This window comes from Pandoraea sp., from assembly GCF_041919235.1.
GTDB lineage: Bacteria > Pseudomonadota > Gammaproteobacteria > Burkholderiales > Burkholderiaceae > Pandoraea.
In genome coordinates this window covers 314,265-333,977 of sequence record NZ_JAYRUC010000001.1, presented here as the reverse complement: position 1 = coordinate 333,977, position 19,713 = coordinate 314,265, and the positions used below count along the sequence as shown (strand labels likewise).

The window sequence follows — 19,713 nt, the reverse complement described above, 5'->3', positions numbered from 1 at the left end:
GCAATAGGACACGCCGTTTGTGCCTGTCGGAATTTTGCAGAATCGTGTTCGCAGGTGTCCGATGTTTAACTGATTCAAGGAGCGAAGAACCATGAACGAGAACGATCTGGAACTGCAACTCAATGACGACCAAATTCGCCACATTCAGGCAATCACCGGACAGCGCATTGGCGCGATCCGGGTCGTGTCGAGCTTCCCGGAACTTCGGGGCGTTCAAGGCGCGCAAGGCGCGCAGGGCGCCTATGCAAATGGGGTGCAAGGCCATCTGAACGGTCAGGGTCTGCAAGGCGTACAAGGCGTCCAGGGCATGCAGGGTCCGCAAGGTATGCAAGGTATGCAAGGCGCACAGGGTGCGCAAGGTATGCAGGGTCCGCAAGGCGTCCAGGGCGTTCAGGGCGTTCAGGGTATGCAGGGTCCGCAGGGCTATCAACACGCCCAAGGTCTCCAGGGCGCGCAGGGGCTGCAAGGTATGCAAGGCGCCCAGGGCATGCAGGGTCCGCAAGGCATGCAAGGCGCTCAAGGCATGCAGGGGCCGCAAGGTATGCAAGGTGCTCAAGGCATGCAGGGTCCGCAAGGCATGCAAGGTGCGCAGGGCATGCAGGGTCCGCAGGGCTATCAGCACGCGCAGGGCGTTCAAGGTGCGCAAGGCATGCAGGGTCCGCAAGGCATGCAAGGTGCGCAAGGCATGCAAGGACCGCAAGGCATGCAAGGACCGCAAGGTATGCAAGGTGCACAAGGCGTGCAGGGTCCGCAAGGCTATCAGCACGCGCAGGGCGTTCAAGGTGCGCAAGGCATGCAAGGACCGCAAGGTATGCAAGGTGCACAAGGCATGCAGGGACCGCAAGGCATGCAAGGTGCACAGGGCATGCAGGGTCCGCAGGGCTATCAGCACGCTCAGGGCATTCAGGGCGCGCAGGGACTGCAAGGCGCTCAGGGTATGCAGGGACCGCAAGGCATGCAAGGCGCTCAGGGTATGCAAGGACCGCAAGGCATGCAAGGCGCTCAGGGTATGCAAGGACCGCAAGGCATGCAAGGTGCACAGGGCGTGCAGGGTCCGCAGGGCTATCAGCACGCTCAGGGCATTCAGGGCGCGCAGGGACTGCAAGGCGCTCAAGGTATGCAGGGACCGCAAGGCATGCAAGGTGCACAGGGCATGCAGGGTCCGCAGGGCTATCAGCACGCTCAGGGCATTCAGGGCGCGCAGGGACTGCAAGGCGCTCAGGGTATGCAGGGACCGCAAGGCATGCAAGGTGCACAGGGCGTGCAGGGTCCGCAGGGCTATCAGCACGCTCAGGGCATTCAAGGCGCGCAGGGTATGCAGGGTCCGCAAGGCATTCAAGGTGCACAAGGCATGCAAGGTGCACAAGGTATGCAAGGTCCGCAGGGCTATCAGGACGCTCAGGGCCTCCAGGGTGCACAAGGCGTGCAGGGACCGCAAGGTATGCAGGGCGGTCAGGGCGCTCAAGGCTCGCAAGGACTGCACTGATTCCGCAGGACCAATTTGTCGGACACGGACGCGAAACGGTGAATGTCACCTGTCGCTTATGTCTGCGTCCGTAAGATGCGGCTCGAATAGCCAGTCCGTCGAGTCGCGAATCCCGGGTGCCTGCCCTGGCACCCGGCAATGGAGCTGCGGTCATGTCGTCAACTCTCGTACATTTGTCAGCAGAACAACGCGCGCGTTTGTTCAACGCGACAGGCGCGCCGCTGCGCAGACTCAGTGTTGAGCCATCCACGGGCATCGGCGTTGCCGTCGATCGCTACTGCGCCCGGTGCCTGCTGACCGAAGACCTGCCCGGCGTTCACATCGAACCCGATGGTATTTGTCAGGCCTGTCATGCGTTTGCGGCGGAAGCGGCGCGTGGCGACTACACACAGCGTCGGCTGCTCGATGTCGTGCAGGCGTGGCGCGGCGAAGGCACGCCGGATTGCGTGGTGGCCTATTCCGGCGGCAAGGACAGCGCGCTTACCTTGATGCTGGCCGTGAAGGAATTGAATCTGCGCCCCATCGCCGTGCTCGTCGACAACGGCTTCATTCCCGATGAAGTCAAGGACAACGCGCGGGCATTCTGCTCACGCTTCGATGTGCAGTTGATCGTCGAAACGATCGATATTCGGCAAGTGGCCCGAGAATCGCTCACGTCCGCGTCCGGCAAGATTCCCTGCTCCTCGTGCATCGGCGGGGTGTTCGCCGCGATGGCGAAAACCTGCAGAACCTACGGCGTGAGGCTCATTCTCAGTGGGCACCGGTTCCCGCCGCTGGCCTATCCCGTGAGCGGATTCACGAAGCGCGAAACCGACAATGGTTTCCTCTGTGCCTCACCGCTGCTCGCGCGAGGACTGAGCGAGGCCGAGCAAATGGAATGGATCCGCGATGCCGGCTGGGAACCTACCGACATCGCCGGCAACACGTCGAACTGCAAGCTGATCGGCGTGGTGGAACAGCATCTCTATGACGTGCAGGGATTCAACCCGCACATCTACGAAGTTTCGAAGGAGATCCGGGCCGGGTTTTACGATCGCCGCAAGGGCTTCGACAAAGTCGATCGTCCAGAGATCACACCGGAACATCTGCAATGGGTTCGCGCGCGACTGTCGCCGGATGCCCCTGACGCGCAAGCGTCGGCTCGTGACGATCAAGGCTCGGGCGAGGCGGTTGTGAATGCGCGCCAGCGTGACGTACCCGCTAATTCAAAGTGAGCGCCATGCACGACTCCATTATCGTTACTGACAATTTCTATCGCGATCCGACCGAGGTGCGCGACTTCGCATTGAAACAGCCGTTCGCCGTCAAAGGAAATTATCCCGGCGCGCGAACCCAACCGTTTCTGCACGATGGCGTTGCGTCGGCAATCCAGGACATCGTGAAGGCCCCGATTACCTACTGGCCGGCCGATACCTACAACGGCGCGTTTCAATACAGCGTCGAGCGCGACATTACATGGGTGCACGCCGACCATACGACGGTCTGGTCCGGGGTGGTCTATCTCACGCCTGACGCACCACCCACGGCGGGAACGGCCTTCTTCCAGCATATCGATACCGGCTTGGACCTCTATCCGGACGAGGACGGCGAGCGGCAACGTTGCGATGCCGACGCCACCGCGTGGGAGCGTTGGGAGATGACCGACCGCATCGCCAATCGTTTCAATCGGCTCATTCTGTTTCGCGGCAGGCGTTTCCATGCGAGCCAGGGGCACTTCGGTGACTGCAAGGAAAACGGCCGCCTGTTTCAGACATTCTTTTTCAACACGCAATACTGAAGTCCAACCTGCTTTTCGAACGGAGGTACTTTCATGGCTGCTTCGGAACTCTTTTTCCCGGTCGGCTCGCTCGACCTCAGCAAGGAGCAATCGGCAGAGATCAAATCGGTGTTTGGGCAGGAAATCGATGCCATACCGCTATATCGCGTGGTTCCGGAGTCGTCCGGTGACTGCTACGTGCCGTTGCAGGGTGTGCCCGGTCTGCCGGGAATTCTGGTGCACTACCGCGACGAGGGCAGTGCACAAGGCGGCGGAAAGATCATCGCCTCGGTCATGTCGGAGATGGCGCGCGGACCGGAAGATCCGGCAGTCTTCGCCGCGCACACCAAGCTGATGGCGCCGCGCGCCGAGAGCGAGTCCGCCAAGGCGCGTCCGTCGGCGTCCGGCAAGAGCAAGTGAGCGGCGCCGTGCGTCGCACCGCACCATGCTGAACGCCACCGACTCGACTGCACGCGTTGATACCGCCGGCGACCTGTTGGTGATGGTCAAGGTCGCCGAGCGGTGCAACATCGACTGCAGTTATTGCTACATGTACCACGGCGTCGATCAGGGCTGGCGACGCCGCCCCAAACTGCTGCACGCGTCCCACCTCGACGCGCTGACTGCGCGCCTCGCCGAGCATCGCGATGCATTTCCGTCTGCGCGCATGACGCTGGAAATCCACGGCGGAGAGCCGTTGCTGCTGGGCAAGCGCCGCACCGATCGGTTTTTCTCGGGTCTGCGCCAACGCTTGCCGTCGTCCGATCTGGCCATCATCACGCAAAGCAACGGCGTGCTGATCGACGATGAGTGGCTGGATTTGTATGCCACACACGATGCGACGCTCGGCATCAGTTGCGATGGTCCTCCCGACCTGCATGACCGGCATCGGTACGATTTCGCGCGAAAGGGAACGGGTGAGCGCGTCGAGCAGGCGATTCGACGATGTCTTGCGCATCCGGAATCGGGGCGGGTGTTCAACGGCGTGCTTGCCGTGATCGATCCGAACAACGATCCGGTGCGCATTCTCGACTACTTTCGCTCGCTCGGACTCACGGCAATCGACTTCCTGCTCCCGGACGCCAATTTCGCTGCGCCGCCCCGGCACGTTCAAGCCTATACGCACGCGAGACTGCTCAGTTTCCTGTGCAGAGGCTTCGACGCCTGGCTCGCGATCGACGATCCAGGCTTCAGCGTGCGCATCTTCGAAACGTTCATTCGCGGCATTTTTGGCCGTCGCTCCGAACTCGATGCCTTCGGCGGCGCACTCTCACCGATTGTCGTTGTGGAGAGCGACGGCAGCTATCGATTGCTCGATGTACTGGCTATCTGCGAGGACGGGGCAAACCACACCGGATTCGACGTCTCGTCTCACCCGCTGCAGACCTGCATCGATTACGCGCGCACGCAGTACCCCGAGCCGCATGACGCTTGCCGGCAGTGCGAGGCGTTTGCAGCGTGTGGCGGAGGCTACGTCGCGCATCGGTTCGACGGGCAGACTTACGACAATCCCAGCTTTTATTGTCATGCGTTGCTGGGCTTCTATCGTCACGTCAGGGCGCGGGTGCACAGTCTGACGCAGGGCGTGCCGGCGCGTTCATGACCGAGGTGGCGTGGACGCCAACGACGCCTGCGATGCCTACGACGTCAATCGGCGCAAGTCTGCACAGGTCGCACAGGCAGTAGGGCAGTAAGGGTATTAAGGGCGGTAAAGGGCTGAGTGCGGTGAAATACCGGACTCAGCCTTGACTCGTTCTACTGTCGAGGCGCGGGTTCAGGCACTCGCCTGCGCCACGCGTTGCGAGAGATGCGCGAGGGCTTCGTCGACCTGATCGATGAGAATGAGGCACAGATCGCCTGGCTGCAGTCGCGCGAGCGCTGTGTCGATCGCCAGGAACTCGCCGTGAATCTCCTCGATATGACGCGCGCGCCGCGCGCCGACCAACCCTTCACGCAGCAGTCCGAGCACTTCGCCGTCTTCGCGGCCGCGCTGGCATTGGTCCTGATAGAGCAGCACGTCGTCGAACGCATCGCCGAGAATCTGCGTTTGGCGGCGGATGTCGTCATCACGACGATCGCCCGCGCCCGAAATCACGACCGAGCGGCGTCGCGCCGGCAGGGTCTCGACGGCCTGCGTGAGTGCGGCAATGGCGTCCGGATTGTGCCCGTAGTCGGCAATCACAGTCGCGCCCTTGTATTCGAACACGTTGAAGCGGCCCGGTGCGGTGCCTGCGTCGTTCACGAACGTGGCAAGCCCGGCGCGCAGCGTCGCAGGATCGATGTTCAACGCCCAGGCCGCACCGATGGCCGCCATCGCGTTCTCGACCTGGAAGCCGATGGCGCCGCCCCGCGTGAGCGGAATCGCGGCCATGGCATAGCGGGTCGCTTCGCTGCCGCGACACGTCACGATGCTGTCACCGTCGACATACACCACGCGCTTGCCCTTCGCGCGATGCGTCGCAAGCACCGGGTGCGCCGCGTCCATGGCGAAGTACGTGACTTCGCCCGGACAGGCGTCGGCCATGCGCGCGACCATCGGATCGGCTGCGTTGAGCACGGCCATGCCACGCGGTGCCACGTTGCGCACGATAACGCTCTTGAGCACCGCGAGGTCTTCCACGGTGTTGATGTACGACAGACCCAAATGGTCGCCCATGCCGATATTGGTCACCACGGCCACATCGCAGCGGTCGTAGGCCAGGCCCTCGCGCAGCAACCCGCCGCGCGCGGTTTCGAATACGGCGGCGTCGACGTCCGGATGCATCAACACATTGCGTGCACTGCGCGGGCCGCTGCAATCTCCCGTGTCGATGCGCTGGCCGCAGATATAGATGCCATCGGTGCCGGTCATGCCCACGCGCAACCCTTGCTGGCCGATCAGGTGCGCAATCAGGCGCACCGTGGTCGTCTTGCCGTTCGTCCCCGAGACGGCCACGACCGGAATGCGTCCATCGTCACCGTCGTCGAACATGGTCGAGACGATGGCTTCGCCAACGGCACGGCCTTTGCCATACGACGGCTGCAGGTGCATGCGCAGGCCCGGCGCGGCGTTGACTTCCACAATGCCGCCCGCCTGATCTTCGAACGGCCTGACGACGGTCTCGCACACGGCATCGACCCCGGCAATGTCCAGCCCCACCTGTTGGGCGGCGGCGACGGCGCGCGCGGCGATCTCCGGATGGACTTCGTCGGTCACGTCGGTCGCCGTGCCGCCGGTCGACAGATTGGCATTGTTGCGCAACACGATGCGCGCGCCGGCGTCCGGTACGGAGTCGGCACTGAGTCCCTGCTTGGCGAGCGTGGCGAGTGCGATGTCGTCAAAGCGAATCTTGGTGAGCGACGTGGCATGACCCTCGCCACGGCGCGGGTCGGCGTTGACCGTTTCGACCAGTTGCCGAACGGTGTGCACGCCGTCGCCGGTGACTTGCGGCGGATCGCGACGGGCCGCCGCGACCAATTTGTTGCCGATGACGAGCAGGCGGAAGTCGTGACCCGGAATGTAACGCTCGATGATGACGTCGCGGCTGATGTCCTGCGCGGCGTCGAACGCTTTCTCGATCTCCTCGCGCGTGCGTAGACGCACGGCCACCCCTTTGCCCTGATTGCCGTCGCGTGGCTTGACCACGACCAGTGCGTCGATTTCCTGCACCAGTTGCCAGGCGTCCTCGATGTTGCGCACAGTGCCGCCCAGGGGAACCGGCACACCGGCGGCGTGCAGCAACGTCTTGGTGAGGTCCTTGTCTTGCGCAATCGACTCGGCCACGGCCGACGTGCGATCGGTTTCGGCAGCCTGAATGCGGCGTTGCTTGCTGCCCCAGCCGAATTGCACCATCGAACCCTCGGTCAGACGGCGGTACGGAATGCCGCGCGCGAGCGCCGCATTCACGATCGAGCCCGTCGACGGGCCGAGGCGCACGTCTTCGTCGAGATCGCGCAGACGATGGAGTGCGTCGGCCAGATCGAATGGGCTGTTGTCGAGCGCGGCGCGAATCAGTTGTTGCGCCAGCTCGAAGGCGAGTCGCCCCACAGGCTCTTCGCTGTATTCCACCACGACCTGGAACGTGCCCGGTTCGATGGTCTGCGTCGTTTGGCTGAACGTCACCGGGCAACCGGCGGCCGCCTGCAGATGCAGGGCCGTGGTGGCGAGGGCGTCGGCGAGCGATACCGGGCGCTCTTCGGCGTCGGGCGTGAGCGCGGTCAGTTCAGGAAAGCGTGCGCGCAGCCGCGCCTCGAAACCGGCCAGATTGCCGATCGAGTATTCGAGATCGGTGCACGTCACGATCGCCTCGATGGCGGTATGACGGCTCCAGAGGTTGGGCCCGCGCAACGCGCGGATACGGGAGACTTCCATAAATTGCAATCCCTGTCTGTCCACTTCGCGTCCCTGTATGGCGGTTGGTTGGCGAGAAAAACGACGGTGGCTTGGGTATTCGGTAACGGTCTGGAGCGCGCGGCGGCAGGGGGGCTGCACGCCGCCACGCGCGGCTAATTTGAATCAGGCAGCCATCGCAGGCTTCGGCTGGCCCATCCACACATGCGCCAGGTCGAGCATGGCGGCAGCGCTGCCCTCGTCGGCCTGCAACACCAGCAGGTCGCCGCGCTCGAGTTGGGCCAGTGCCGCTTCGGCGGCCGCGTGCCGCTCGCCAGCGTCGATCACCTGCACCTTGCGGCCAGCGTCGATGCCCGTGCGCAGTTGGGCGCGCGACTCGGCCAGCGGCCGCTTGCGCTGGACACTCAGGTCGTCGCACAGCACTACGCGATCGAACGTCTGCGCCAGCAGCTTGCCCTCGGCCTGAAGGTCGTCATCCATGCGGTCGAGACCGGGGCCGTACACCACAATGCGCCGCCCGGCGGGCAGGTGAGTCAGTGCCGCGGCCAGCGCCGTCAGCGCCGGGGCGTTATGGGCGTCGTCGACGATCACCGTCGCGCCTTGCTTTTCGAACAAGGTGAAGCGGCCCGGTGCATCGATCTGGCCCACGTCGAAGGTGGTCACGCCGGTGCGCAGGACGTCGAGCGTCACGCCCATCGACCACGCGGCGGCAACAGCGGCAAGCGCGTTCTCGATCTGGAAGCCGACGCGCCCGGCGTAGGTCAGCGGCATGTCGGCCGCCGCGCCGAGACGGATTTCCTCGGCGCCTACGGCCAGAATCACGTCGCCGTTGCGCACGAAGACCGCGCGCTTGCCCGCCGCGCGGTGTGCAGCGATGGCCGGCAGTTGTTCGTCCAGCCCGAAGAAGATCACGTCGCCGTCGCACAGTTCGGCCATTTCCACGACGAGGGGGTCGCGCGCGTTGAGCACGGCCACGCCGTCGGGCAGCACCACGTCGATCTGCGTGCGCAGCACGCTGAACATCCGCTCGATGTCTTCGACGAAATTCTGACCCAGATGATCCGGGCGATCGATGTTGGTAACGATACCGACCTGGCAGCGGTCGTACGCCAGACCTTCCGAGAGAATAGCCGTGCTGTCGTTCTCGAAGACGGCCGCCGTGACGCTGGCGTTCATCAGCACACGGTGCGCCGCGTCCCAGTTCGCGCGGTCGCCGCTTTGCACCAGACGCTTGTCGAGGAACAGACCGTCGCTGCAAGCGAGGCCGGTATGTTCGCCCGCCAGTTGAAGCAGGTGCGTGAGCAGGCGCGCCGTCACGGTCTTGCCGTTGGTTCCGGTAATGCCGACGACCGGAATACGCCCGGCGTCGCCGTCGGGGAACAGGTGATCGACGATGGCGCGGCCGACCGGGCGTGCAACGCCGTCGGCCGGCTTCAGGTGCATGAGCAGGCCCGGGCCCGCATTGACTTCCACGATCGCGCCGCGCTGCTCGACCAGGGGGCGGGAGATGTCTTGCGCGACCAGGTCGACACCGGCGATGTCCAGCCCCACGATGCGCGCAGCCAGCGATGCATGGGCGGCCACACTCGGGTGCACACGGTCGGTGACGTCGAACGCGACATTGCCGTTGCGCTGGATCAGCACGTTCTTGCCCTCGGGCGGCACGGCGTCGGCGTCGAAGCCCTGGCGCTTGAGTTCCAGCCGGGCCGACGAATCGATGCGTACGCGATTGAGCGGCTGGTCTTCGGCACTGCCGCGACGCGGATCGCTGTTGATCTGCAACTCGATGAGTTCCGAGACGGTGTGCTTGCCGTCGCCGACCACCGACGCCGTTTCGCCCATGGCGGCGGCCACGACGCGCCCACCCACGACCAGGAGGCGGTGCTCCAGCCCCGGCACGAAGCGCTCGACGATCACGCCGTTGCCTTCTTCGAGGGCCACGCCGAATGCCGTGGCGACTTCGTCTCGCGTGGTGAGATTGATGAACACGCCGCGACCATGGTTGCCGTCGTAGGGCTTGACGACGACCGGCAGGCCAATATCTTCGGCGGCTTCCCACGCGTCGTCGGCGCTCTCGACCAGACGGCCTTCGGGCACCGGAACGCCACACGATTCCAGGAGTTGTTTGGTCAGATCCTTGTCGCGCGAGATGCTCTCGGCAATGGCCGAGGTGCGGTCGGTCTCGGCGGTCCAGATGCGGCGGGCGGCGGCGCCGTAACCCAATTGCACCAGATTGCCGTCCGACAGGCGAATGTGGGGGATGTCGCGGTCGTCGGCGGCGTCGACGATGCACGCCGTGCTCGGACCGAGGCAGTGTTTGTCGACCAGGCCGCGCAGGGTTTCCACGGCGGCTTCCACGTCGTAAGGGCGGTCTTCGATGGCGGCCATGACCAGATCGCGGGCGGCGAACAGCGCCGCGCGCGTCACCTCTTCATGCCAGGCCCGTACGATTACCTTGTAGACGCCGGTGATCGGGGTCTCGCGAGCCTTGCCGAAGCCGCCCGGCATGCCGGCAAGGTTTTGCAGCTCCAGTGTGACGTGCTCGAGAATGTGGCCGGGCCACGTGCCGTCGCGCAGACGTTGCAGGAAGCCACCGCGCTCGCCGATGCTGCAACGGTGCTCAACGAGCGAGGGGAGCCACTCGGACAGGCGCTCCGGGAATCCGGGAATCTTATTGGACGGGAATTCCTCGAGTTCGCCAATATCGACCCATGCCTCGAGCACCGGCCGATATGTCCACATATTCGGGCCGCGCAGCGACAGAACATCGAAAATCTCAATGTCTTTCTTTTTCATACGTCAGGCTAATTCACGCGTCAAGGCGAGGTTCGGAGAAGCCGGCGAGGCCGATGTCAGACGGCACATCCGGTCGTGCGGATACAGTTAACTGGTTACTTAACGTAAGAATCCGTAATCGGTTGACCGTTGCAACAATATTTCCATGCTGCAGTGTGTCATCGCGGAACTCCGCGCCGCAAAAGGCGTCGCTGTGGTTATACTTGCGGCAATTTCGCGGACTGACAGGGAAAGTTCGCGTCGCTATTTCTTCGTTTGCCTCGATGTCCGCCCCTTGAGGACACGTCTGCCGCAGCAATGACCGACACCTCCGCTCCGGCGGCTTCTTCCGCCGCCACCCCGACAACGACTTCCGAGAGCAGCCCTTCCGGCGGCACCGGCGCCGCTGCTTCTGCATCATCCGCATCCGCCCGCAACGCCGCAGCCGAGCCCTGGTATCGCGATGTCGTCGCGCAACTGGCCGGCGACGAGACCGTGCTGGCATGGCTGACGGTCGATCTCGACGCGCAACTGCACTTCGCGCGTGGCGTGGTCGTGGCGACCGAGCGCCGGATTCTGGCGCGTGAGGCGCGCCGCGATGCGCAAGGGTTTGCCGGCGATTGGCAGTCATGGGCGTACCGCGCCGACCTGTCGCTCTCGCATACCGACCATGCGGGCGTTGGCTCGCTGGAACTGTGCGATGCGCACGAGAAACTTGCGAATTGGCGCTACACGCTGCGCCATAATCCGGCGGCGCTCGCGTTGCTGGACACGATCGTGCGTCAGCGCGATGCGCTAGGGGCGGGCGGCGTGGCCCTCCCGGTCCCTGACGAGGCAGGCATCTGCCCGATCTGCCAGGCCGAGATGGCGCCGGGCGCCGAGGAGTGCGCGCAGTGCAACCCGGAAGTGGAAGCCCCGCCGTCGACATGGGCATTGCTGCGACTGTGGCGTTTTGCGCGTCCGTATCGATTCCAGTTGCTCGCCGGTTTCCTGCTCACGCTATGCGCCACGGGCGCTACGTTGATTCCGCCGTATCTGACCATGCCGCTCATGGACAACGTGCTGATCCCGTTCCAGAACGGCCAACCGATCGATTACCCCCTGGTGGGCAGGTATCTGTCGGGTTTGCTGGGGGCGGGGCTAGTCGCTTGGGTGCTGGGCTGGGCGCGTACCTACTTGCTGGCAAAAGTGTCGGAGCGCATTGGTGCCGATCTGCGTACGGCGACGTATTCGCATCTGTTGCGACTCTCGCTGGAGTACTTTGGCGGCAAGCGCACGGGCGACCTGATGGCGCGTATCGGCTCGGAGAGTGACCGCATTTGCGTGTTCCTCTCGCTGCACCTGCTCGATTTCGCCACGGACGTGCTCATGATCGTCATGACGTCGATGATTCTGGTGTCGATCAATCCGTGGCTGGCGGTCGTCACGCTGCTGCCGCTGCCGTTCATCGCCTGGTTGATCCATTTGGTGCGCGATCGCCTGCGTCACGGCTTCGAGAAGGTCGACCGGATCTGGTCGGAAATCACCAACGTGCTGGCCGATACCATTCCCGGCATTCGCGTGGTCAAGGCGTTTGCGCAGGAAAACCGCGAGGTCGCGCGCTTCAAGGAGGCCAACCGTCACAACCTCGTGATCAATGACCGCGTGAACCGCGTCTGGTCGTTGTTCTCGCCCACGGTCACGTTCCTCACGGAGGTGGGGCTGCTCGTCGTGTGGATGTTCGGGATCTGGCAGGTCTCGAAGCACGAGATCACGGTGGGCGTGCTGGCCGCGTTCCTCACGTACATCAGCCGTTTCTATACGCGTCTCGATTCGATGAGCCGTATCGTGTCGGTGACGCAGAAGGCGGCCGCCGGTGCGAAGCGCATTTTCGACATTCTGGATCACGTCTCGAACGTACCCGAGCCGGTCAATCCGGTGCATCTGAAAGCGGTGAAGGGGGCCATCGATCTGCGCGATATCGGTTTCCGCTACGGCAACCGCGCGGTGATCCGGGGCATGGATCTGCGCATTGCGCCGGGCGAGATGATCGGCCTGGTGGGCCACAGCGGTTCGGGCAAGAGCACGCTCGTGAACCTGATCTGCCGATTCTACGACGTGGCCGAAGGCTCGATCCAGATCGACGGTGTGGACATTCGCGCGCTGCCCGTCTCGGACTTTCGCCGCAACGTCGGTCTGGTGCTGCAGGAGCCGTTCCTGTTCTTTGGCACGATTGCCGAGAACATCGCTTACGGCAAGCCGAACGCGACGCGCGCCGAGATCGTCGCCGCAGCCCGCGCGGCGCATGCCCACGAGTTCATCCTGCGACTGCCGCACGGCTACGATTCACTGGTCGGCGAACGTGGGCAAGCGCTCTCGGGCGGCGAACGCCAGCGCATTTCCATTGCGCGTGCGCTGTTGATCGACCCGCGCATTCTGATTCTCGACGAGGCGACGTCCTCCGTCGATACGGCCACCGAGAAGGAAATTCAGAAGGCGCTCGACAACCTCGTCAAAGGCCGCACGACGATCGCCATCGCGCACCGGTTGTCGACGCTGCGCAAGGCCGACCGGCTCGTGGTGCTCGATCGCGGCAGGATCGTCGAAGTGGGCAGCCACGACGAACTGATGGCCCGCGAAGGCGCTTACTACAAGCTTTACCAGGCTCAGCAACGCAATGTCGATGCGGATCTCGACGCGGTCGTCGAGATGGCTGAAGCCGCCGCCGTGGTGGCTGCCGTGAGCGCTGCGCCAGCGAAGCCGCTCTCCGCCACCTGAACGTTCGCGAAGACACTCATGCAGATTGATTTCACCTTATCGCGTAACGCCTTCGGCCGTTTGGTGCTGACGGATGCCGACGGAATTGCCCATGAAGGCGTGGTGCCCGTACGCGCATTTCCCATTGCCGCGCCGGGCGAGGGCCTCGCGCTCGTGAGCACGGAGGGACGCGAACTGGTCTGGCTCGATTCGCTCGATGTGCTGCCCGAGGCAATGCGCGCGCTGCTTCACGAAGAACTTGCGGCGCGCGAATTCATGCCCGAGGTGCTGCGCATCAAGGACGTGTCGACGTACGCGACGCCCAGCACCTGGACCGTCGAGACGAACCGGGGCGAGGCCTCGTTCGTGCTGCGCGGCGAAGAGGACATCCGGCGGCTGGGCGCGCAGACCTTGCTCATCACCGACAGCCATGGCATTCACTTCCTGATTCGGGACTCGGGCCAGCTCGACAAGCCGAGCCGGAAGATTCTCGATCGCTTCCTCTGATACGAATCGCGTCGCCGCACTTCGCCGTACCTCCCGGCACTGGTAAAATCACGTTTTTGCTTTTTGCGGTGATGACGATGTGGTTCAAGAATCTCCAGTTGCACCGAATTCCTGCCGGTTGGTCCATGAGCGTCGCACAAATGGAGGAGGCGCTCGAGAAGCACGCCTTCCGCGAGGGCGGCAGCCTCGAAATGCAGGTGCAAGGCTGGGCGCCGCCGCGTGATGGCGGCGAGCTCGTGCACAGCATCAACCGTCAGTTCCTGCTGGCCTATCGTGCCGAGAAGAAGCTGCTGCCGTCGACGGTCGTGAATCAGGTCACCCGCGCGAAGGCGGTCGAGCTGGAAGAGCAGCAAGGCTTCAAGCCGGGCCGCAAGCAGATGCGCGAACTCAAGGAGCAAGTCACCGACGAATTGCTGCCGCGTGCGTTCGGTATTCGTCGCGACACGCGCGTATGGATCGATCCGGTCAATCGCTGGCTGGTCATCGACGCCGCGTCGCCCGCCAAGGCCGACGAAGTGCGCAGCCTGCTCCTCAAGACGCTCGACATCACGCTGGTGAACGTCGAGCTCAACGAGGCACCCGTGGCGGTCATGACATCGTGGCTCGCCGGCAATGACGCACCGAGCGGCTTTACCGTCGATCAGGATGTCGAGTTGCGCTCGAATACCGACGAGAAGGCAGCCGTGCGCTACGTGCGTCACCCGCTCGACGGCGCGGATGTGCGACAGCACATCGAAGGGGGCAAGCGCTGTACCAAGCTGGCGATGACGTGGAACGACCGCATCTCGTTCGTGCTGACCGACGCGTTCGTCATCAAGCGCGTCACGCCGCTCGACATCATCAAGGACGCCGCCGATCCGACGGCTGAAGGTGAGGCCGAGAAGTTCGATGCCGACGTTGCGCTCATGACCGGCGAACTCGCCCGTATGCTCGACGATCTGATCGAAGCGGTGGGTGGGGAGCGTCAGATGGACAAAGCGGCCTGACGTTCATTCGTCCCGTTTGCGGTGGACCGATACAAACGCCGCGATGCCCGAGGGGGTGTCGCGGCGTTTGCTCGTCTGATGCGTCACGCGATCACGGCAACGGCTATGCCGCCGGATCCTGCAGGTAGACGCCGAGCGAAAGTGCTTGCTTGACCTGACGTGTGGCTTCGTCGACGCAGACTTCTTCTTCACCGGCTTCGATGGCGTCGTACGCCTGACGCACGACGTCGGACGGCGCGCTTTTCTCGGCGTCGAAACCGCGCGTGAGGTCGGTATCGATATATCCCGCGTGCAAGCCGATCACCTGGGTATTCTGGGCGCGCAGTTCGTTGCGTATGCCGTTGGTCAGTGACCAGGCGGCCGACTTCGTAATCGAGTACTCTGGCAGCGCGCTCACACTGATCCAGCTCACGATGGATAGAACATTGAGCAGCGCGCCGCCGCCATTGCGTGCCAGGACGGGGGCGAAGGCCTGCGTCGTGGCGAGAACACCGAACAGGTTTGTCTCCAGCGTTTCGCGCAGCAGCTCGGCGGCGCCGGGCCGGGTCAGGCCCTGCGTGAGGCGCGCAATACCGGCGTTGTTGACGAGCAGCGTGACATCGCCGGCCAGTTTCGCTGCGGCGGCCACGTCGTCCGGGTTGTTGACGTCGAGCTTGACCGGAATGACACCCGGCAGCGTCACCTTCGACGGATCGCGCGCCCCGGCGTACACTTTCGCCGCGCCACGTGCGAGCGCCTGTTTCGCGAACTCGAGTCCCAGGCCACGGTTAGCGCCCGTCACGAACACGACTGAATCTTTGATCTGCATTTCAGAACTCCATCAAGATAAGCGGGCCACGCCAATCGTGCCGACGGCATGACGTTTGGTCTATACTTCATGACGATTGTGATCGACATCGTCATGCTGTGATGCATTGTGACGAGGCGGTGCCGGTATGTCAATTGTGATCGACATTGTCTTTTTCGATGACGGCAATAGGCGCGATTGCGCGATTGCGCGGTTGCGCGGTTGCGCGGTTGCGCGATGGCGCGTGAGCACGGCGGGAGACCAACGGATGGGTATTTCAAGAGAGCAGGCGGCGGAGAACCGCGAAGCGATTATCAGAGCAGCCGAGCGGCTGTTTCGCGAGCACGGTGTGGATGCCGTGGGGCTGACGACGCTGATGAAGGCGGCGGGTTTCACGCAGGGCGGCTTCTACAACCACTTCAAGTCGAAGGACGCACTGGTCGCGGCCGTGATGGCGCGTGCCGTGGCAGCCAGCAACGGGTTGCTGGCGGGGGGCGATCCGGCGTCGGAGGCGGCGCTCTCGCCCGAGGTGCGCGTTGAGCGGTATCTGTCGGCGGCCCATCGGGACGATGTCGCGTGCGGCTGCCCGATGGCGGGATTTGCCGGGGATGCCCCACGCGTCGGCGACGAAGCGCAAGCGTGCTACGCAAAGGGGCTGGCGGAGGTGATCGGCCGAATGACGGCGGCGGATGTCGAGCGCGGACTGAACCAGGCCCAGGCGAGTCGGGCCGCGATGGCGCGCTTCGCCCAGATGGTCGGCGCACTCGTATTGTCGCGGGCGGTCGTGCGGGCCGACCCCGCGCTGTCGGACGCGTTACTGGCCGCCGGTCGTGAAGCGCTCAACGGTCGCGATGCCGAGGGCTGAAAGCGGCGCGGGGGTGGGGCTTCAGTGTTGCGGCCAGCGCCATGTCGCGCGTAATCGATCTCTCAGGAAGTCGACGAACGCGCGCGTGCGCGGAGCGAGATGCCTGCTGTGCGGGTACACGGCGTGCAGCGGGGACGCCGGAATTTGCAACGAGGGCAATACGTGCACGAGACGGCCTGCCTGGATGTCGTCTCCGACGTCCCAGATGGACTTCTGCGCGATGCCTGCGCCGTGTAGCGCCAGCTCGTGGGCGGTATCGCCGTCGTCAACGACGTACGTATCGCGGACCTGAATCCGCAGCGTTTCGGATTGCCACACGAAGCGCCAGTCACCGTTCGGCGCATTACCGAACAGAATGCAGTCGTGTTGCTGAAGATCACCCGCATCGCGCGGCGTGCCGCGTCGCGCCAGATAGTCCGGCGACGCGATCAGCACACGGTAGTTCGGCGCCAGTTCCTGTGCCACGAGACTGGAATCGGGCAGGGTGCCGACGCGGATGGCAACGTCGATGCCGTGTGCGACAAGATCGACCCACAGGTCGCTCAGCGCGAGGTGGACCTTCAGATCCGGATGCCGTTCGCGAAACGCGACGAGCAACGGGGCGAGATGGCGGCGCCCGAACGCCCGTGGCGCGCTGATGCGAAGGACGCCGCCGACGGTGTCCGCCTGTCGCGTCATCAGCCGCTCAGTCTCGGCGATTTCCGCCAGAATTCGCTGGCAGCAGGCGTGAAAGACCTGTCCTTCTTCCGTCAAGGCCTGTTTGCGAGTCGTGCGGTTGAGCAATCGAACGCCGAGTCGCTGCTCGAGCAGACCGAGGCGCTTGCTTACGACGGCAAGCGACAGCCCCATCTCGCGTGCAGCGGCCGACATGCTGCCCAGAGTGACGATACGGTCGAACAGGGTGAGATCCAGAGTCTGGTCGATCATCGCGGGTTTATTCTCAATAATTTGGCGAGAGTCATTCAGTTTTTTATGGGATTATCATTGCGTTTGATGAGGATCACAATAGATTGACGATATCGCAAGCGGGTGCCGACGCCCGGTTGCCGGCCATCGGCGGATGTCGCGAACTCAGTCCTGTCTCAATCTGTTTCTGGAGTCTCATCATGTTCAATTTCGAAGGTCAGCGCGTGTTGGTCATTGGCGGCAGCTCCGGCATTGGCCGCGCCGCAGCACAGGCGTTCGCCAAGGCCGGTGCGGCCGTGACGATTGCCTCACGCAATCAGGCGAAGCTCGACGATGCGCTCGCCACCGTGGGCAGTGCCGCGCGCGCTGCGGTGCTCGACACGGGGGATGCGGCGGCCGTCGAACGGTTCTTCGCCGATCACGCGCCATGGCAGCATGTCGTTATCTCGGCCGCGCAAACGCCGACCGGGCAAGTGCGCAAGCTTTCGCTGGAAGACGCGCATGCCGCCGTGGACAGCAAGTTCTGGGGCACGTACCACGTGGCGCGATATGCGCGTATCGAAGCGGGCGGCTCGCTTACGCTGACGTCGGGCTATCTGAGCGTTCGCCCGAGCACCTCTTCAGTGGTGCAGGGCGCGATCAATGCGGCCATCGAAGCGCTGGGGCGCGGACTGGCGCTGGAGCTCTCGCCGGTGCGGGTGAATACCGTGTCGCCGGGGCTCACGGTCACCCCGCTGTGGGACAAGCTGACAGAGGGCGATCGTGAGGCGATGTATCGCAACGCGGCAGAGCGTTTGCCTGCCCGTCGTGTAGTGGCCGCCGAGGACGTGGCCAACGCGATTCTCTACCTGGCGGGTACGCCGAGTGCGACGGGCAGCACCGTGCTGATCGACGCGGGCGGCGCGATCGCTTGATGTAGCGCAAGAACGCGGTATACCCCGATGCCTTCCGAGTACCCATTTCGATAGCGATTGCCTAGAATGGAGACGTGCCATCCCGCCATGTCGAAGTTAGGAGGCCGCCATGCTTACAGGGAGCTTGATTGCAATGTTGGTGATCGTGCTGGTCGTCGGTGCTGCCGTCGCCTGGCTGGTCGATCGGAACTGGTGCCGGGAGCATCCGGCGGCGCGGCACACGTGGCGGCGCCATCGCCGTGACGTTCGGCACGGCTGAGTCGCGTTGGAACGAAGGGGATGGGGGCACGCGCTCCCACAAATGGAAAGCCCGCCTTCCGGCGGGCTTTCTGTTACTACTGACACCTCAACAGCAGGCTGGGCGCTCAGGCAACGGCCTGAAGGACGTACTTGCCCTGGACAGTCAGGCGCGGGGACTTCTCACCCGACGCCAACTCTTCCCACTCGATCAGTTTGCTCTCGAGCAACGATTCGAGGTCCGGGCGATTGAGCTCCACTTGCTCAGGAGCGTCCTTGACCAGCATCAGGGTGGCAAATTCATGATGACTCAGCATCTTCGTCTCCCGGTTTGCGGTTCCACAGGGGGGGTCCCTCGTCAGGGACTTTAAGGATAGGTCACGAATTTGGCGCTTGCGCGACAAAATTCGCATTTTCGATGCTGCTGTGCAGCACTTCTCGTATTGGACTTTCCCACCGCCAGCATAGGCTTTCACCATGACATTGACGTGTCAGTCAGGGCCTGCGGGCCTACCGTGAAACCGCATGCAAAATACAGTTAATGCTGCGGCGCGGCAAGGGTGATATTTGTGCATTTCGCAGCCTTTTCCCGCTTATTTGCGGTTTGCGTGCACTCAAGGAACGGTAGAATGGCCCAATTTGCCAGCAATTCGCGCACAACAACCTGACATGCCGCAAAAGAAAACGCCGTACTTCGAGTTACGCAGTGGTGCCGTCGATACCCTGCATTTCGTCGTCAAGACGCCGCAACTGGAGATTCTGCGCACTGAGCTGGCGCAACGTTTCGAGGCGACCCCGGAGTTTTTTGCGGGAGACACAGTCGCGATCGACGTGCGGCGCCTGGGCGGCGACGAGCGCGTTGCCGTGCCCGCGCTGGCCGAAATGCTGGCCGAATTCCGGATGACGCCGATCGGGGTGGTCGCCAACGCCGAACAAGCCGAATGGGCGGTGGCGGGCGGTCTGCCGCGTCTGGACAGCCACGAGCGCCGCGCGCCACGTGCGGCACGCGAGGGCGATGCGCCGGCCGAGGCGGCTGCGCAGCCTGTCGACGTGGCACCGTCGCCCCCCATTGCGGATGCGGCCATTGCCTCGACCATCATCGACAAGCCGCTGCGCTCCGGCCAGCAGGTCTACGCGAAAGGGGATCTGATCATCCTCGATCTGGTCAGTTATGGGGCCGAGGTGATCGCGGAAGGTAATATTCACATTTACGCACCGCTGCGGGGGCGGGCGCTGGCAGGCGTGAAGGGCAAGCTCGACGCGCGCATCTTCTGCACCTGCCTGGAGCCCGAGCTGATTTCCATCGCCGGTATTTACCGGACCGGCGAATATGCATTGCCGCCTGACGTTCAGGGGCGTTCGGTGCAGGTGCGGCTGGTAGACGACAAACTGATTTTCGAGCCCCTCGGGCTCAAATGATTCGTAGCT

At 63.8% G+C, this 19,713-nt stretch carries 18 protein-coding genes; 12 read left to right on the top strand and 6 right to left on the bottom strand.

Annotation, left to right across the window (positions count from 1 at the left end; genetic code table 11):
- Positions 1–91: 91 nt before the first annotated feature.
- Positions 92–1,486 carry a hypothetical protein gene (locus ACE3UG_RS01435; RefSeq protein ID WP_374618587.1) on the top strand — a complete coding sequence of 465 codons (1,395 nt, stop codon included), beginning with the start codon at positions 92–94 and terminating at the stop codon, positions 1,484–1,486.
- Positions 1,487–1,662: 176 nt separating this feature from the next.
- Here the strand turns inward: ACE3UG_RS01435 and ACE3UG_RS01430 are convergent, their stop codons facing one another.
- A complete protein-coding gene (locus ACE3UG_RS01430; protein ID WP_374618584.1) occupies positions 1,663–1,839 on the bottom strand; it encodes a hypothetical protein in 177 nt (58 codons plus the stop codon).
- Between the two features lie 96 nt (positions 1,840–1,935).
- Here ACE3UG_RS01430 and ACE3UG_RS01425 point away from each other — a divergent pair, with 96 nt between their 5' ends.
- From ACE3UG_RS01425 to ACE3UG_RS01410, 4 genes are read left to right on the top strand one after another with little or no spacing between them, the layout of a single operon-like run.
- A complete protein-coding gene (locus tag ACE3UG_RS01425; protein WP_374618582.1) occupies positions 1,936–2,700 on the top strand; it encodes an adenine nucleotide alpha hydrolase in 765 nt (254 codons plus the stop codon).
- Between the two features lie 5 nt (positions 2,701–2,705).
- Complete coding sequence (locus ACE3UG_RS01420) at positions 2,706–3,263, top strand: DUF6445 family protein (protein ID WP_374618579.1); 558 nt, start codon at positions 2,706–2,708, stop codon at positions 3,261–3,263.
- Between the two features lie 33 nt (positions 3,264–3,296).
- Positions 3,297–3,662 (top strand): hypothetical protein, encoded by a 366-nt coding sequence (locus tag ACE3UG_RS01415; protein WP_374618576.1) that lies wholly within the window; start codon positions 3,297–3,299, stop codon positions 3,660–3,662.
- A 25-nt stretch (positions 3,663–3,687) separates the two neighbouring features.
- Positions 3,688–4,845: a radical SAM protein gene (locus tag ACE3UG_RS01410; RefSeq protein ID WP_374618573.1), complete on the top strand. Its 1,158-nt coding sequence runs from the start codon at positions 3,688–3,690 to the stop codon at positions 4,843–4,845.
- A 171-nt stretch (positions 4,846–5,016) separates the two neighbouring features.
- Here the strand turns inward: ACE3UG_RS01410 and cphA (ACE3UG_RS01405) are convergent, their stop codons facing one another.
- Together cphA (ACE3UG_RS01405) and cphA (ACE3UG_RS01400) are read right to left on the bottom strand one after the other, a co-directional pair.
- A complete protein-coding gene (gene cphA, locus ACE3UG_RS01405) occupies positions 5,017–7,593 on the bottom strand; it encodes a cyanophycin synthetase (RefSeq protein WP_374618571.1) in 2,577 nt (858 codons plus the stop codon).
- A 144-nt stretch (positions 7,594–7,737) separates the two neighbouring features.
- Positions 7,738–10,368, bottom strand: coding sequence for a cyanophycin synthetase (cphA, locus tag ACE3UG_RS01400; RefSeq protein WP_374618568.1), 2,631 nt, complete (start codon positions 10,366–10,368; stop codon positions 7,738–7,740).
- 297 nt (positions 10,369–10,665) lie between these two features.
- Here cphA (ACE3UG_RS01400) and ACE3UG_RS01395 point away from each other — a divergent pair, with 297 nt between their 5' ends.
- From ACE3UG_RS01395 to ACE3UG_RS01385, 3 genes are all read left to right on the top strand, one after another.
- Positions 10,666–13,104, top strand: coding sequence for an ABC transporter ATP-binding protein (locus ACE3UG_RS01395; protein ID WP_374618565.1), 2,439 nt, complete (start codon positions 10,666–10,668; stop codon positions 13,102–13,104).
- A gap of 18 nt (positions 13,105–13,122) precedes the next feature.
- Positions 13,123–13,590: a DUF1854 domain-containing protein gene (locus tag ACE3UG_RS01390; RefSeq protein WP_374618562.1), complete on the top strand. Its 468-nt coding sequence runs from the start codon at positions 13,123–13,125 to the stop codon at positions 13,588–13,590.
- A gap of 77 nt (positions 13,591–13,667) precedes the next feature.
- Positions 13,668–14,576, top strand: coding sequence for a recombination-associated protein RdgC (locus ACE3UG_RS01385; RefSeq protein ID WP_374618560.1), 909 nt, complete (start codon positions 13,668–13,670; stop codon positions 14,574–14,576).
- A 103-nt stretch (positions 14,577–14,679) separates the two neighbouring features.
- Here the strand turns inward: ACE3UG_RS01385 and ACE3UG_RS01380 are convergent, their stop codons facing one another.
- Positions 14,680–15,384, bottom strand: coding sequence for an SDR family oxidoreductase (locus ACE3UG_RS01380; RefSeq protein ID WP_374618557.1), 705 nt, complete (start codon positions 15,382–15,384; stop codon positions 14,680–14,682).
- Between the two features lie 247 nt (positions 15,385–15,631).
- Between ACE3UG_RS01380 and ACE3UG_RS01375 the strand changes: the two genes are divergently transcribed.
- Positions 15,632–16,228, top strand: coding sequence for a TetR family transcriptional regulator (locus ACE3UG_RS01375; protein ID WP_374618554.1), 597 nt, complete (start codon positions 15,632–15,634; stop codon positions 16,226–16,228).
- 21 nt (positions 16,229–16,249) lie between these two features.
- On the opposite strand, the gene ACE3UG_RS01370 is transcribed toward ACE3UG_RS01375, so the two are convergent.
- Positions 16,250–17,155, bottom strand: coding sequence for a LysR family transcriptional regulator (locus ACE3UG_RS01370; RefSeq protein ID WP_374618551.1), 906 nt, complete (start codon positions 17,153–17,155; stop codon positions 16,250–16,252).
- A gap of 176 nt (positions 17,156–17,331) precedes the next feature.
- Here ACE3UG_RS01370 and ACE3UG_RS01365 point away from each other — a divergent pair, with 176 nt between their 5' ends.
- Together ACE3UG_RS01365 and ACE3UG_RS01360 are read left to right on the top strand one after the other, a co-directional pair.
- Entirely contained in the window at positions 17,332–18,048 is a 717-nt protein-coding gene (locus ACE3UG_RS01365) for an SDR family oxidoreductase (RefSeq protein WP_374618664.1), read from the top strand.
- A gap of 109 nt (positions 18,049–18,157) precedes the next feature.
- Positions 18,158–18,307, top strand: a complete 150-nt coding sequence (locus tag ACE3UG_RS01360) for a hypothetical protein (protein ID WP_374618549.1) — start codon at positions 18,158–18,160, stop codon at positions 18,305–18,307.
- A 106-nt stretch (positions 18,308–18,413) separates the two neighbouring features.
- On the opposite strand, the gene ACE3UG_RS01355 is transcribed toward ACE3UG_RS01360, so the two are convergent.
- On the bottom strand, positions 18,414–18,602 hold the full coding sequence (locus tag ACE3UG_RS01355; protein ID WP_374618546.1) for a hypothetical protein: 189 nt from the start codon (positions 18,600–18,602) through the stop codon (positions 18,414–18,416).
- Positions 18,603–18,954: 352 nt separating this feature from the next.
- Here ACE3UG_RS01355 and minC point away from each other — a divergent pair, with 352 nt between their 5' ends.
- Positions 18,955–19,704 carry a septum site-determining protein MinC gene (gene minC / locus ACE3UG_RS01350; RefSeq protein WP_374618543.1) on the top strand — a complete coding sequence of 250 codons (750 nt, stop codon included), beginning with the start codon at positions 18,955–18,957 and terminating at the stop codon, positions 19,702–19,704.
- Positions 19,705–19,713 lie beyond the last annotated feature (9 nt).